This window comes from Acinetobacter sp. RG5, from assembly GCF_031844265.1.
In the GTDB taxonomy this organism is placed as follows: Bacteria; Pseudomonadota; Gammaproteobacteria; order Pseudomonadales; family Moraxellaceae; genus Acinetobacter.
In genome coordinates this window covers 14,320-29,318 of the sequence record NZ_JAUZUV010000009.1, presented here as the reverse complement: position 1 = coordinate 29,318, position 14,999 = coordinate 14,320, and the positions used below count along the sequence as shown (strand labels likewise).

General features: G+C 42.3%; 11 protein-coding genes and 1 pseudogene. 10 read left to right on the top strand and 2 right to left on the bottom strand.

The features are described 5' to 3' along the window. Positions 1-6 precede the first annotated feature (6 nt). Positions 7-1,011 carry an allantoicase gene (alc, locus tag Q9R21_RS09685; RefSeq protein WP_311204349.1) on the bottom strand — a complete coding sequence of 335 codons (1,005 nt, stop codon included), beginning with the start codon at positions 1,009-1,011 and terminating at the stop codon, positions 7-9. A 210-nt stretch (positions 1,012-1,221) separates the two neighbouring features. On the opposite strand from alc, the gene hpxO reads away from it, so the two are divergent. Next, the gene (hpxO, locus tag Q9R21_RS09680; protein WP_311204348.1) at positions 1,222-2,379 is read left to right on the top strand and encodes an FAD-dependent urate hydroxylase HpxO; all 1,158 of its coding nucleotides are present in this window, start codon (positions 1,222-1,224) and stop codon (positions 2,377-2,379) included. 81 nt (positions 2,380-2,460) lie between these two features. Here the strand turns inward: hpxO and Q9R21_RS09675 are convergent, their stop codons facing one another. Further along, on the bottom strand, positions 2,461-3,384 hold the full coding sequence (locus tag Q9R21_RS09675; RefSeq protein ID WP_311204347.1) for a LysR family transcriptional regulator: 924 nt from the start codon (positions 3,382-3,384) through the stop codon (positions 2,461-2,463). Positions 3,385-3,672: 288 nt separating this feature from the next. Here Q9R21_RS09675 and Q9R21_RS09670 point away from each other — a divergent pair, with 288 nt between their 5' ends. The 9 genes and pseudogenes from Q9R21_RS09670 (at position 3,673) to Q9R21_RS09630 (ending at position 14,889) form a co-directional block, all read left to right on the top strand. After that, a complete protein-coding gene (locus tag Q9R21_RS09670; protein ID WP_004729766.1) occupies positions 3,673-4,728 on the top strand; it encodes an aromatic ring-hydroxylating dioxygenase subunit alpha in 1,056 nt (351 codons plus the stop codon). Positions 4,729-5,440: 712 nt separating this feature from the next. After that, positions 5,441-6,541: a BMP family ABC transporter substrate-binding protein gene (locus Q9R21_RS09665; RefSeq protein WP_253114744.1), complete on the top strand. Its 1,101-nt coding sequence runs from the start codon at positions 5,441-5,443 to the stop codon at positions 6,539-6,541. A 109-nt stretch (positions 6,542-6,650) separates the two neighbouring features. Then, the gene (locus Q9R21_RS09660) at positions 6,651-8,249 is read left to right on the top strand and encodes an ABC transporter ATP-binding protein (protein WP_311204346.1); all 1,599 of its coding nucleotides are present in this window, start codon (positions 6,651-6,653) and stop codon (positions 8,247-8,249) included. A 40-nt stretch (positions 8,250-8,289) separates the two neighbouring features. Next, a complete protein-coding gene (locus Q9R21_RS09655; RefSeq protein WP_311204345.1) occupies positions 8,290-9,387 on the top strand; it encodes an ABC transporter permease in 1,098 nt (365 codons plus the stop codon). A 33-nt stretch (positions 9,388-9,420) separates the two neighbouring features. Further along, positions 9,421-10,341, top strand: coding sequence for an ABC transporter permease (locus Q9R21_RS09650; protein WP_311204344.1), 921 nt, complete (start codon positions 9,421-9,423; stop codon positions 10,339-10,341). Between the two features lie 43 nt (positions 10,342-10,384). Next, on the top strand, positions 10,385-11,758 hold the full coding sequence (locus tag Q9R21_RS09645; RefSeq protein ID WP_311204343.1) for an amidohydrolase: 1,374 nt from the start codon (positions 10,385-10,387) through the stop codon (positions 11,756-11,758). 448 nt (positions 11,759-12,206) lie between these two features. Beyond that, positions 12,207-13,214: pseudogene (locus Q9R21_RS09640) on the top strand (DUF1852 domain-containing protein). Positions 13,215-13,259: 45 nt separating this feature from the next. Next, on the top strand, positions 13,260-14,303 hold the full coding sequence (locus Q9R21_RS09635; RefSeq protein ID WP_311204342.1) for a methionine synthase: 1,044 nt from the start codon (positions 13,260-13,262) through the stop codon (positions 14,301-14,303). A 91-nt stretch (positions 14,304-14,394) separates the two neighbouring features. Continuing rightward, on the top strand, positions 14,395-14,889 hold the full coding sequence (locus tag Q9R21_RS09630) for a flavin reductase (RefSeq protein ID WP_004646907.1): 495 nt from the start codon (positions 14,395-14,397) through the stop codon (positions 14,887-14,889). Positions 14,890-14,999 lie beyond the last annotated feature (110 nt).

The following is a 14,999-nucleotide window of genomic DNA, read 5'->3' as shown; positions in this document are numbered from 1 at the left end:
GATCACTCAAGCCAATTTTCCCCAGAGACGAATCCGGCTGATGCCACCGTCCGGAATCATGTTGACACGAATATGGGAAATTTTTTCGTGTTGTAAAATTTCATTGATGTAATGATGAATATGATCCATTTGCATAGGTTGGGCTGCTAACAAAAAAGGCCAGAACATGCTTTGTGGAATGAGTTGCTCATCGGTTGCATCCTCAACATAGATGGCTTGAATAGAAACCTCTGCAGGGAAATTTCCCTTAAAATGGGCGGTATCAATTTCAATTTTCTCGATTCGGGCACTGGCGCCTAAAGCCAAAATGCACCAGTCAAATCCTGGAGCACGACGCCGTTTGGTTTCCCAGCCATCGCCCATGTTAATGCCACGTCCCGGATTAATCAGATTGCGTGGATGTCCAAAATGCGCATCGCTATAGGCAACGACACGGCCACCATGTTCTAGTGCCAAAACATCTAGCATTTGATCATGATCTTGCAGATCGATTTTTACCTGTCCATAGACCTTAAAACGTGCAATCCCGCCGTCAGGATAAATATTCAAACGGACATGGGTAAATATCTGCTTTGCTGAAATCTGAAAAATATGATGTTGGCTGGGTCCCAAGACATTATTTTCCAGAATGTTGATCCATTCTGCCTGATCAAGATTTCCATCTGGCGCATAACATGCTTGCACAGCAGCAGAGGCCGGATAATTGCCGCTAAAAAAAGTCGTATCAATATCCAGTGCCTGTATTTGACCTGCAACAGCAAGTTTAATGATGGCCCAATCATAGCCCGTGTGGCGCTTGCGACGGGTTTCCCAGCCATCCATCCATTTGCCATGCTCATCAAACTTGTCTTCGATAAAGACCGGTGCCTCAAATTGCAACATGCGTTTTGCTTCAGCAAAAAACTCATCTGAACATTCAAGAATTTCTGCGCCAATTCGGGCATCTGCAAGGTTAGTTAACTGCTGTACTGGAGCAGGCAGATCAAAAATTGGAGCTAATAAGGTCGCCATCTTAAATTTCCATCATTGGTATACGTCACATGAATATGCACTTTTATAAATACAAATTTAGGTCTTCTGCCTTTATAAAAACAGGACATTGAAGGAATTTAAAAGCACAGCGTGTGCCAACTCTTGCTATTTTTTTAGTGCATTTTTTTCAGGATGGCACGTTTTTAGCATTTTAGCTGGCAATGAAGATGAAATAGCCAGGAGGAATAGATGGAGATTGCAATTATTGGGGCAGGCATGGGCGGATTAACCACAGGAATTGCACTAAAAAAGTTCGGACATCGGGTCACCATCTATGAGCAGGCAGAACAGATTTTACCTGTCGGTGCTGCAATTTCCTTGTGGTCAAACGGGGTGAAGTGTTTGAACTATCTGGGCTTAACTGAACAGGTAGCAAAGCTAGGTGGCCAGATGAATGACTTAGCCTATATCGATGGTTTGAATGGCGAGGTCATGACGCAGTTTAGTCTGGCGCCGTTAATTGAAGAAGTCGGTCAACGTCCATATCCGGTATCGCGTGCTGAATTACAAAATATGTTAATGGATGAGTTTGGCCGGCAGGATATTCAGCTCGGTAAAAAAATGGTGTCTATTGAGGATAAGGGGCAACACGTTGAAATCGGTTTTCAGGATGGCAGCACTGCTTCTGCAGCATTATTGATTGGTGCGGATGGTACCCATTCCATGACGCGTCAGTATGTCTTGGGCAAACAGGTTGAACGCCGTTATGCCGGTTATGTGAACTGGAACGGACTGGTTGAGATCTCTGAAGATTTAGCGCCTGCACAGCAGTGGACCACTTTTGTCGGTGAAGGCAAACGTGCTTCACTGATGCCTGTGGCAGAGCATCGCTTTTATTTCTTCTTTGATGTGCCATTGTCCGCAGGTCTGGAAAATCAGCGTTCGGAATATAAGCCCCTATTAAAACAGTATTTCTCTGGCTGGTGCCCACAGGTTCAGCGCTTAATTGACAGCATTGATGAGCAGAAAACCAATCGTGTCGAAATCCATGATATTGAGCCTTTTACCCAGTTTTATAAGGGCCGTGTGGTAATTTTAGGGGATGCGGCACATAGCACCACACCGGATATCGGGCAGGGAGGTTGCCAGGCAATGGAAGATGCGGTCTATCTGGCACGTGCCTTACAAATTAATACGCTAGGTCTGGAAGATGCCCTGAAACGTTATCAGAATAAACGCAATGAACGCGCCAATGAATTGCTGCTACGTGCACGTAAGCGTTGTGATGTCACGCATATGAAAGATGAGCAAATTACCAAAGACTGGTATGCAGACCTACGGAAAGAACAAGGCCCACATATTATGAAAGGCATTATTAGCAATATTGTGGGTAATCCATTGGATTAAAAACAGTTAATTTCATCATTAATATTAAATAAAAGCCGCGATTTTAGTTATCGCGGTTTTTGTTATTTAGGTATGAAAATACTACAGTTGCTGCACCTTGCTTTTTAAGGTTTCCATTTGTTCAATCATATGTTTAATCATCAACTGGGAAACGCGTGAAATTTGGCGTTTAGGCGCCACACAGAGGGCAATAGTCAGCGGATGCAACCCTTTTTCAGAGATAGGTTTAAAGACCACTTCATCTCGCTCGACATAGGGTAAAACATCGAGATAACTAAAAATTCCAATCCCGGTATTCGCCTTAATGAGAGTATTCATCAGGCGGATATCATTCGATTCCGTTTTACGTGCGGGTATAAATTGATGATGTTTATACAGTGCCTGTACATAATCATGAATAATCAGGGGGTCGGCCGGAATAAAATGGTTGTCATTCAAGGTATCGGAAAAATAAATCTTTTCTACTTGAGCAAGAGGATGAGACTTACCCATCACAAAACCTAAAGGCAGTTCCAGAAAATGGAGGACTTCAATATGTTGATGGGATTTCGGATTCAGGATCAGGCCAAAATCCAGATCTGCCTCAATCACTTTTTTGGCTACGATTTCACTGTCTGCGACCCGGATATTAAAATTAATCCAGGGATAATTTTCATACATATATTGCACGGACTGCATGACAAAACCATCATTTAAGGCAGAAATTAAACCAAATTCGATGGTCCCACGCGTAAGCCCCTGAATTTCATCAAAGCGAATCCGGGTTTGCTGGAATTCTTTTTGCCATTTTATAACATCGGCATAGAGTAATTCGCCCGCCAGTGTCAGTTTTAAACCATTGGGCAAGCGCTCAAATAACATAATTCCCAGTTCTTCTTCAGCCAGAGCAATTTGCCGATGTACTGCAGACACGGAAATGAATAATTGATCTGCGGCCTTGCGTAAACTTCCCGTTTTCGCCACCGCGATAAAATATTCTGAAAATCGGGAAAAAGGCGTATTCATCAATTTAGTCAAGCAAGTACCACCGTTTATTTATATCAATATTTGAGATAAACGTGTTTATGCGAGTTTTATGCCAAAGAAGGTAGCTTTAATCGGCAAGTACATTTGTACATGGTTGATGTGTTCTAATTTTAAGAATGAATAGTACGAATCATTCTAATAGACAGAATAACAATAAATTCAGTAATTTCAATTAGAAGCAAAGCCAAAATTGCACAGTTCTGCACAGTTCTGCACTGTTCAAGGCCTGTAAAAAGAGACCATCCATAGTAAGAATATAGGTTTGATATGAACGCAATTCCAGTCATCAATTTATTCAACAAACCCTGCTATAGCCAGTTTGATGATCAGGACTGGGACATTCTGGCTCGTCACTGGTATCCGGTGGCACGGATTCAGGACGTTTCTACCCAACCGCAACAAGTGACCCTGCTTGATGTCAAACTGGCATTGTACAAAACAGAAAGTGGCGATATTCATCTGGTCCGTGATCTCTGTCCACACCGGGGTGTACCCTTAACCAAAGGCTGGGTTTCGGGTGAAAACCTGGTCTGTCCTTATCATGGTCTACACTACAATGGCCAGGGTAAATGTATCAAAATTCCTGCACAACCCGAGCTGACCAACATTTCTGAGCGTTTTTCTCTGACTAAATTTCCAGTGGTGGAAAAATATGGCTTGATCTGGACCAGTATTTTTGGCCGTGACGAAGCAAAAGCCAATTTCCCTGTTTTAGATACCTGGGAGATGCCAGATCATCAGGCAATTTTACCGCCGTTTGTGGATATTGCCGGTTCAAGTGGCCGTCAACTGGAAGGCTTTATTGATGTTGCACATTTTGCCTGGGTTCATCAGGGTTCTTTCGCAGATCCTGAAAATCAGGTTGTACCCAAATACACGACAGCACGTACAGATTACGGCCTGCATACCGAATATGTTAGCAGTGTCAGCAACTATCCACATGGTATGCAAGATCTGGCACCGGAAGGCTTTTTGTGGAAACGTGTATTTGATGTCTATCCACCGTTTTCTGCGGTGCTAACCGTACATTTCCCAGAACAGGGACAATTAAAAATTCTCAATGCCTGTTGTCCGGTCTCACACAATAAAACCCGTTTATTTGTACCACTGACACGCAACTTCGATACCACAGGAGATTTACAGGCGGTATATGACTTCAATGCACAAATTTTTGCCGAAGATCAGGACATGGTAGAAAGCCAGAAACCTGAAGAATTACCGCTCGATATTTCTATGGAAGCGCATTTTGAAGCAGATCGCTCTTCAACGACCTATCGTCGAATCTTAGCCGAGTGGGGATTAAGTAAACGTTATGTGGTCTAATATATTTTAAAATTTAAAAATATGGATTAAACTTTAAATAGAAACCCTATATTTTAATATAGTGGTTTTTATTTATATTTTTTAAATAATCAAAATATTATTCATACCCGCTTACTCTTTAATTAAAATTGATTAATATTATCAAAATTTGGAAATTAAAATAAATCAATCTAGGCAAGCTCCGATTAGAGATTTCCAACCTCCTTCAATGAGGAGAGAAAATAATAATATCTTTAGAACATTACCCTCTCAGTGCATTACAAGCTAAATTGAATTATAAAAAATATTAATATATTTTAATATTAGTAACTTATATAAAAAAATTCCAATCCCTCAATGAAGCTCAATACATGGTTCTATCATTTTAATTTATCTTTGCTCATGAAAAATATGAAGCTCCAATTAAAAAAGGAATGCACAAATTTAAAGCGTTTTATTTTATTGCACTACTAATAAGCAATAATAAAAATAAATCATTTTATTAAATTAAATTTTATATCAACTACAAGCTTAGTATTTATTGCTTTAATACCATTACTTTTTAATTAAATCATAAAAACAAAAATATCTTATTTTAAAACCCTATTTCTATTATTTTTATAAAAACTGGAATGCTTATTGCTAATTATATCTTGAACAGACTGAGCACATTTGCGTGAAGTCATTTTAAAGCATGTGTTGCATGACACAGAACAACCAAGAGCAGAATAGAATGAAAGAAAAAAATAGCTTGAAAACCGGATTGAAAAAATTGGTAGGGGTATTAATGGCAAGTGGTGTAATGGGCATGGCCGCTGTCGCCAATGTTCAGGCCCAAGATAAAGCCGCATTTGTTTATATTGGCCCAACCAGCGACCATGGCTGGACCTATTCTCACGATCAGGGCCGGATTAAGGCTGAAAAAACCCTCGCAGGAAAATATAAAACCTCTTATATCGAAAATGTCCCTGAAACAGCAGATGCCGAACGTGTGATCCGTAACCTGGCACAACAAGGCAATAAAGTCATTTTTGCAACCTCGTTCGGTTATATGAATGCGATGGAAAAAGTATCCAAGCAATTTCCAAATACAGTATTTATGCATGCAACCGGTTATAAGCAGGGCAAAAATTTAGGGGTCTACGATGTCCGTACCTATGAAGGCGCTTATATGCTGGGTGTGGTCGCAGGGCAAAAAACCAAAAATAATGTATTGGGCGTAGTCGCGTCTTTTCCGATTCCTGAAGTTATCCGTAATATCAATGCCTATACCCTCGGTGCACAAAGTGTAAATCCAAAAATTAAAACCAAAGTCATTTGGGTGAATTCATGGTTTAACCCGGGCAAAGAACGTGATGCAGCCTTGGCTTTGATTGCTCAAGGCGCAGATGTGCTGATGCAAAATACCGATTCTCCAGCAGTGGTACAGGCGGCTGAACAAAAAGGTGTCTTTGCTTTTGGCTGGGATTCTGACATGAGCAAATTTGGCCCTAAAGCGCATCTTGCTGCATCGGTTTTACATTGGGAAAAAATTTATACTCCGGTAATGACGCAAGTCAGCAAGAAAACCTGGAAACCAAGTGCAATGTGGTATGGCGTAAAACAAAAAGCAGTCGATATTGAAAGCTTTGGTCCTTCCGTGTCGGCAGCCTCTAAAGCAAAAGCACTCAGCGTACGTGACGGTATTTTAAAAGGCACATTGCATCCATTTACCGGCCCGATTCATAAACAGGATGGCACATTGGTCTTGGCAAAGGGCAAGCGCCTAGATGATGCGGCACTAAGCAAAATGAATTACTACGTGAAGGGCGTAGAGGGTTCATTACCGAAATAAAGCATTTCAGTTTCGCCATTAAATATCTAGATGTACCTTTCCGCATTCATCTGAATACCTGCACGCTTCAGATGGATGCCGCACTGTCACAGCATAGAATAGGGTACTAATGATGACCTCTCAACACGATAGATCTGCTCATATACAAAAGAGGAACATGGCTTCTTCAGGTGTACCGCGTTTACAGCTCATTAATATCTGTAAAAGTTACAATTCATTGAAAGCGAATGACCAAATACATTTAACGGTTCAACCTGGGCAGATTCATGCCATTCTGGGTGAAAATGGTGCCGGCAAAAGTACCCTGATGAAAATCATTTATGGGGCAACCAAGGCCAATCAGGGACAAATCCTCTGGAATGGTAAAGAAGTTCATATTGATAACCCGTCGATGGCAAGAAAGCTCGGGATTGGCATGGTCTATCAGCATTTTTCTTTGTTTGAAACCTTGACCGTGGCGGAGAATATTTCACTGGGACTGGATGAAAAGATTCCTTTAAAAGCTCTAAGTCAAAAAATCATTGCAGTCTCAGAACAATATGGTTTACCGATTGATCCACGCCGCGAAGTACATTCTTTATCGGTAGGTGAACGGCAACGCGTCGAAATTATTCGGTGCCTTTTGCAAAATCCCGCTTTAATCATTTTAGATGAACCCACCTCGGTACTGACACCACAAGCGGTACGGCAATTGTTTAAGACCTTGCGTTTATTGGCATCCCAAGGCGTTTCAATTTTATATATCAGTCATAAATTACATGAGATTAAAGAACTCTGTGATGAAGCGACCATCTTACGCAATGGCCGTGTGACCGGAAATGTTGATCCCAAAGACAACAGCACCAGTGATTTAGCACGCTTAATGATTGGCCGTGATTTACCGACTTATGTACGCCCAGAATATACCGGTGAAAAACAGGTGCTATTCCAGGTCGAGAATCTGGATTACCAGTCCGATGACCCATTTGGCGTGTCGCTGAAAAATATCAATTTAGATATTCAAGCCGGAGAAATTGTCGGTATTGCCGGGATTTCTGGCAATGGTCAAGCAGAACTGCTGTCTTTGCTGTCGGGTGAAAACAGCCTGAAACATGGCCAGATGGTTCTGGATCAAATCGATATTTCCCGATTCAGTTCTGGACAACGGCGTGATTTGGGCCTGGGCTTTGTCCCTGAAGAACGTCTGGGCCGAGGAGCAGTCCCGAACATGACACTGTCCCAGAATGCCTTGCTGACCGCATTTCGGCAGAACCTGACGCAATGGGGATTAATCAAGTTTGCACAATGTAAGCTTTTTGCCGAGCACTGTATTGAAAAATTCGGGGTGAAAGCCAGTGGCCCAGAGGCAGAAGCACGTTCCTTGTCCGGTGGAAATCTACAAAAATTTATTGTAGGCCGGGAAATTCTGCAAAACCCCAAATTTCTGATTGTGGCTCAACCGACCTGGGGCGTAGATGTCGGCGCGTCCATGTTTATTCGGCAGACCCTGATCGACCTCTCTCGACAAGGTGTTGCTATTTTGGTGATTTCAGAAGAGTTAGAGGAGCTGTTTGAAATCAGTGATCGTCTCTGCGTGTTGGCCAATGGTGAACTATCTCCAGCGATACCTACTCATGAAACCAATACTGAAAATGTTGGGGTCTTGATGTCAGGCATTCCAGGCCATGACACTGCGATCATCGTAGAGGAGCAGCAAGCTCATGCTTAATATAGCCAAAAACAAATATACGGGTTGAGAGGAGAGCAACATGCATTTACTGGAACCGCGTGAACATCCCTCTCAAATCATGAAGTGGCTTTCACCGCTCATTGCGCTGCTAGCCATGCTGATTGTCGGTAGTATTCTGTTTTTAATGCTGGGGATTAATCCCGCGCAAGCCATGTACATCTTCTTTATTGAACCGCTGACATCGTCTTATGGCTGGAGTGAACTGGCAGTCAAAGCCGGACCTCTGATTCTGATTGCCTTGGGGCTGACGGTCGGATTTCGAGCCAAATTATTCAATATCGGTGCTGAAGGTCAGCTCACCATGGGCGCGATTTTTGGCGGTGGTATTGCGATTTTATTTCATGATCACATCGGCTGGTGGATTCTCCCGTTAATGATTGTCATGGGCGCACTTGGTGGGGCACTCTGGGGCGCAATTCCTGCCTTACTGAAAACCCATTTTAATGCCGAAGAAACCCTGACCACCCTGATGATGAATTATGTCGCAGTATGTGTGTTGCTATACCTGGTCAATGGTCCTTGGCGTGATCCGGAAGGGATGAACTTCCCACAATCGGTGGTTTTTAGTGAGAGTGCGACGCTGCCATTCATTGTAGAAGGCACACGCATTAATGCCTCTATTTTTATCACTTTTTTTGCAGTCCTTCTGTTTTGGGTTTTTATGCGTAAAAGTCTGACGGCCTATAAACTGGAAGTCAGCGGTCAGGCACCTTTAGCTGCCAAATACGCAGGTTTTTCTTCCTCCAAAGCGATCTGGATGAGTCTGGTGATTTCCGGAATGATGGCAGGTATTGCCGGAATCTGTGAAGTGGCTGGATCTATTGGTCAGCTGAATCCGAACCTGTCCCCAGGTTATGGCTATGCGGCGATTATCGTGGCGTATTTAGGTCGTCTCAATCCAATCGGCATTGTGCTGTCAGGCTGTTTTATGGCGTTGATTTATCTGGGCGGTGAAATGGCACAAATGCAGCTACAGCTTCCGGTCGCGATTACCGGTATTTTCCAGGGCCTGCTGTTGTTTTTCCTGTTGGCTTCCGATGCATTGATTGAAAACCGTTACCGTTTTAGCAAAAAAATGGCGTCACCTGTCCCTCAGCCCACAGCAACCACCCTTTAACCCAATGTTGTCTACAGTAAAAGGAAGCATGATATGGCTTTAGAAATAACTGCAATTCTTGCAGGTACTGTTGCGGCAGCAACACCCCTGATTTTCGCAGGTCTGGGGGAATTGATCACACAGCGGACTGGTGTGATTAATCTTGGATTAGAAGGGATGATGCTGGTCGGTGCAATTGCAGGTTTTGCCTTTGCTGCGCAATATGATGCCAGTGTATTAAGTGCCTTATTGATGGGTGGTTTGGCAGGCATGCTGATGGCCCTGATTTTTGCCTTTTTTACCTTGTCTTTAAGTACCAATCAATCCGCGTGCGGTTTGGCTTTAACCATTTTTGGACTCGGCATCTCTGCATTTTTGGGTCAGAACTACGTCAGTATGGCTTTACCGGGTCTGGCTAATTTTAATATTCCACTATTAGCAGATATTCCAGTATTGGGTCCTATTTTGTTCCAACAAAACTATGTGGTTTATCTGTCGATCTTGGTCTTCTTTCTGGTGTGGTTTGTCTTGGCGAAAACCCGTTTGGGCTTATTGCTTAAAGCAATTGGAGAGTCACCGGAAAGTGCGCATGCCATGGGTTATCACGTGTTGGCGATTCGTTATGGCGCAGTGCTATTTGGCGGTTTGATGGCAGGGGTTGGCGGAGCATTTTTATCGACCGTATATACCCCGATGTGGATTGAAAATATGGTGGCAGGCCGCGGCTGGATTGCCATTGCACTGGTAGTATTTGCGGTGTGGAAACCAACACGTTTAATGCTCGGCGCTTACCTGTTTGGGGGCGTAACCATTTTGCAATTTCACGCCCAGGCGCTTGGAATCAAGGTGCCGAACGAGCTGCTTGCCGCATTGCCCTATATAGCCACCATTGTGGTACTGGTCATGATTTCACGGAATAAAAAAGTACTCAAAATGAATTTGCCATCTTCTTTAGGCAAAACCTTCGTGCCATAACCGCAGCCATTCATCATAAATAGAATAGATTTGAGTATAAATCATGAAAATTTTAACAGCTTCCTATGTCCTTACCATGAATGCGCAGAATGAATGTATTAAAAATGGCGCGATACTGATTGAGGGCGACCAAATAAAAGCAGTGGGTACATTGGCACAGTTAACTCAATGCTATCCAGAGGTGCTCATTGAAGATTACCCACAAACGATCCTGATGCCGGGCTTGATCAATACCCATTGTCATTCCGGTTTATTGCGTGGTACGGCTGAAGGATTACCGGTTTGGGATTGGTTACAGCAGTATATTGACCCGATGCACCGGGTGTTGACACCAGAGGATGCGAAAATCGCCTCCTATTTATGTTATGCCGAGGCACTATTGTCGGGAACGACCACCATCGTTGATATGTGGCGTTATATGGACGGAAGTGCTGAAGCTGCGCAAGCATTGGGAATTTGTGCCGTTCTAGTACCTTATGTCGCGGAACATCCGGATCACAATTATTTTGAAACCTTAAAAAGTAATGAGGCTTTAATCAACCGTTGGCATCAGCAGGCGAATGGACGTATTCAGGTTTGGGTGGGTTTAGAGCACCTATTTTATGCTGAAGCTTCAGCATTAAGCCTCATTGAGAAACTTTGTCAGGATTATCAAACCGGTTTTCATACCCACAGCAATGAAAGCCAATTTGATGTACAGGAAAACCTGTGCCGTTCAGGTATTCGCCCAATTGAGAGTCTGCAAAAACTGGGCTTGCTAGATCTGCCTAAAACTTTGTTGGCACATTGCGTCTGGACAGATGCAAATGAAATTCAGATTTTAAGGCGACATGCGGTAGGGGTTGCGCACAATCCTATTTCCAACATGAAGTTGGCTTCCGGTGCAGCGCCTGTCGTTGAAATGCTACGTCAAGGCGTTGCGGTGGGTTTGGGTACTGATGGAGAAAAAGAAAACAATAACCTGGATCTATTTGAAGAAATGAAAACGGCGTCATTATTAGCAAAGTTCTCGAATTTAGATGCGGCTGCTCTGGATGCCTGGTCAGTCTGTCAAATGGCTACGATTACAGGAGCTAAAGCCTTGGGTATGCAAGATGAAATTGGTTCATTGGAAGTCGGCAAACAGGCCGACCTGATTGCGGTGAAACTGGATACACCGCGGATGACGCCGTTGATTGATCATAGAAAATTATTTAATTTGCATACCAATTTAGTCCATGCAGTTCAAGGCCAAGATGTCGTGATGACGATGGTGGCGGGACAGACTGTGGTTAAAAATGGCCGTTTGATCAATGCCGATTTACAGGCTCTAATTGATCAAGTGAATCAGGCGGCGCCACGCTTGTTTGAACGTCGTGATCAGTGGTTTGCAAAGCAGGGGCAAACGGTGAATGAATTACAGCGGGAAGAATTTTAAGATTTACGTGGATGTTGAGGTTATTCATTGATAGTGGGGTGACCTCAGACGCCTTTCTAACGAATGATTTAAATGAAATTAAACAGAGTGAATAGACTGATATTTTCTAATCTTTAGATGAGTTTCATTCATTCACTTCTAAATTGCATCTAATAAGCTATAAAACCATTCTTTGAATTTACCCCTCAATTTCATCCACTTAATATTCGATAGAATTTATCTTAAGTTATTAATATTCATTATTTTATCATCTATTAAACCCTAAAATTTCATAGAAAAAATCTTTCATATTTTTCTTCATTAAGTGATCTTGATATCTTAAGAACAACCAATCATGAGTAATATTCACTTTTCATTGAGTTTAAATCATTTTTATTCATCTTAAGGTTCACGTATAACTAGGCTTATTCAGAAATTTGGTTATTAGAACTTAGGGTAGTGAATCACAATGAGTAAAAAGTTTGCATGTTCAATTAAGCGCATTCGTTTTGACGAAAACTATTAACCTGCAGATAGCACACGTCTGACGACGAACTTTGCCAATTTGGCACGTGGCGAAAGTCGCGAACAGAATTTGCGTAACACTCTACGAATGATCAATAACCGTTTTAATGCATTGGCACATTGGGATAATCCAAAAGCAGATCGTTATTCAGTTGAAATCGATATTATTTCAGTTGACCTGGATATTGAAGGAAATGGCAAAAAGTTCCCTGCAATTGAAACTTTAAAAATCACGATTATTGATCATCAAACCAATCAGCGTATTGATGGCATGATTGGCAACAGTTTCTCGTCTTATGTCCGCGATTATGATTTTAGCGTGGTACTTCCTGAACATATCAAGAAAAATCCAGCCTCGACCAAGCCAGAAAATTTTGGTGATTTACACGGCAAGCTTTATCAATATCTCGTCAATTCTGAAGTATTTAAAGCAGAATTTAAAAAACAGCCGGTGATTTGTTTGAGCGTTTCAACCTCGAAAACTTACTACCGTACAGCGAATGTACATCCTGTATTGGGTGTGGAATATAAAAATGATGAGTATTCACGTACCGATGAATACTTCGCCAAAATGGGCTTAACCGTCCGTTATTTCAAACCTGAAAATGCTGCTGCACCTTTAGCATTTTATTTCGCAGGTGATTTATTACGTGATTATACCGATCTGGAGTTGATCAGTGCGATCAGCACCATGGAAAGCTTCCAAAAGATTTACCGTCCTGAAATTTATAATGCGAATTCTGCTGCGGGTCAGGTGTATCAACCCAGCCTTGAGTACCCAGATTATTCATTGACTCAAATTGTGTATGACCGTGTTGAGCGTGGTCAATTGGCAGTGAAGCAAGGGAAGTGGGCGGAAGAACACTTTATCCAGCCTTATAAAGACATTCTGGAGCAATGGGCCGCAGAATTCACAATCAAAACTACTGCTGACCAAGAACGCGCTGCTTAATACACAACATTATTATTTTACGAATATAGAGATAGAAGATTAGACATGGCACTTTTACAACCTAAAAAGCTACTCCCAACATCAACTGCTGGCAGCTTACCGAAACCGTCTTGGCTAGCAGAACCTGAAAAACTTTGGTCACCCTGGAAATTGGAAGGCCAGGAATTATTGGATGCAAAACAAGATGCACTGCGTTTGTCACTGCATGAACAACAGCAGGCAGGCATTGATATTGTCAGCGATGGTGAACAAACCCGTCAGCATTTTGTGACGACATTTATTGAGCACCTTGAAGGCGTTGACTTCAATCAGCGTGAAACGGTCAAAATCCGTGACCGTTATGAAGCGAGCGTTCCATCAGTCGTGGGTGAAGTTTCTCGTCAAAAACCTGTCTTTGTTGAAGATGCCAAATTCTTACGTTCACTCACAGATCAGCCGATTAAATGGGCGCTTCCTGGTCCAATGACCATGATTGATACCTTATATGATGGTCACTACAAGAGCCGCGAAAAACTCGCTTGGGAATTTGCCAAGATCCTGAATCAGGAAGCTCGTGAACTTGAAGCCGTTGGCGTGGATATCATCCAATTTGATGAACCTGCATTTAACGTGTTCTTTGATGAAGTGAATGACTGGGGTGTGGCAACTTTAGAACGTGCGCTTGAAGGCTTGAAGTGTGAAACTGCGGTACACATTTGCTATGGCTATGGTATTAAAGCCAATACCGACTGGAAAAAGACCTTAGGCTCAGAATGGCGCCAGTACGAAGAAGCATTTCCGAAACTGCAAAAATCAAAAATTGATATTGTGTCGCTCGAATGCCATAACTCACGTGTCCCGATGGATCTGATCGAATTGATTCGCGTTAAAAAAGTCATGGTCGGTGCGATTGATGTCGCAAGTAATCAAATTGAAACAGCTGAAGAAGTGGCAAATACGTTGCGTAAAGCACTTCAGTTTGTGGATGCAGACAAACTCTATCCATCAACCAACTGTGGTATGGCACCACTTGGTCGCCAAGTTGCTCGTGGCAAACTCAATGCACTCAGTGCAGGTGCTGAAATTATTCGTCAGGAATTATCTCGCTAATTAAAGTGAATCCATGATGCTTTTAAAGATTGAAAGCATCATTTGAGTGATATAACGCTCTTTATAAAAAGCTGAATGTTGGAATACGGTGATGGTTGAAGCGACAGACTTTAGAAACGCAATGTCTTTATTAACAAGTGCAGTGAATGTAGTGACCACGATGGGCGATTCAGGTCGTCATGGTTTTACTGCGTCTGCCGTGTGTAGCGTGACCGATACACCACCGACATTGTTGGTTTGTATGAATAAATCATCGCGTTCTTATATCAACTTTGTTGAAAATAAAGTGCTGTGCGTAAATGTACTCAGTGCAGATCGAGCGCATCTTTCAAATGTTTTTGCATCTTCAAAATTCAGTTCTGAACAACGATTTGAACAGGGTGAGTGGACTGAATTAGAAACAGGTTCTCCTGTACTTCAAGATGCACTGGTGAGCTTTGATTGTGAAATTGGGCAGATCCAGGAAGTTGGTACACATACGATTTTGATTTGTCCGATTGTTGCCATTCAACAGAATCAGGAAGATCGAGCCCTGGTTTATTTTAATCGTGCTTACCATCAGGTCGGGGAAACAGAACCTGCCTAATCCTGGAGCTGATGTAGGATTAAAATATTTTAGATTTAAAAGCTTATTAACTTTTGTAATTTTGATTAAAATGGTCTACTAAGAATAGGGAATTATGTAAACCATAAATA

Excerpts from the sequence above, each read along its gene's own strand:
- alc (WP_311204349.1), bottom strand. The coding sequence starts at position 1,011 with ATGGCGACCTTATTAGCTCCAATTTTTGATCTGCCTGCTCCAGTACAG.
- hpxO (WP_311204348.1), top strand. The coding sequence starts at position 1,222 with ATGGAGATTGCAATTATTGGGGCAGGCATGGGCGGATTAACCACAGGA.
- Q9R21_RS09675 (WP_311204347.1), bottom strand. The coding sequence starts at position 3,384 with ATGAATACGCCTTTTTCCCGATTTTCAGAATATTTTATCGCGGTGGCG.
- Q9R21_RS09670 (WP_004729766.1), top strand. The coding sequence starts at position 3,673 with ATGAACGCAATTCCAGTCATCAATTTATTCAACAAACCCTGCTATAGC.
- Q9R21_RS09665 (WP_253114744.1), top strand. The coding sequence starts at position 5,441 with ATGAAAGAAAAAAATAGCTTGAAAACCGGATTGAAAAAATTGGTAGGG.
- Q9R21_RS09660 (WP_311204346.1), top strand. The coding sequence starts at position 6,651 with ATGATGACCTCTCAACACGATAGATCTGCTCATATACAAAAGAGGAAC.
- Q9R21_RS09655 (WP_311204345.1), top strand. The coding sequence starts at position 8,290 with ATGCATTTACTGGAACCGCGTGAACATCCCTCTCAAATCATGAAGTGG.
- Q9R21_RS09650 (WP_311204344.1), top strand. The coding sequence starts at position 9,421 with ATGGCTTTAGAAATAACTGCAATTCTTGCAGGTACTGTTGCGGCAGCA.
- Q9R21_RS09645 (WP_311204343.1), top strand. The coding sequence starts at position 10,385 with ATGAAAATTTTAACAGCTTCCTATGTCCTTACCATGAATGCGCAGAAT.
- Q9R21_RS09635 (WP_311204342.1), top strand. The coding sequence starts at position 13,260 with ATGGCACTTTTACAACCTAAAAAGCTACTCCCAACATCAACTGCTGGC.
- Q9R21_RS09630 (WP_004646907.1), top strand. The coding sequence starts at position 14,395 with ATGGTTGAAGCGACAGACTTTAGAAACGCAATGTCTTTATTAACAAGT.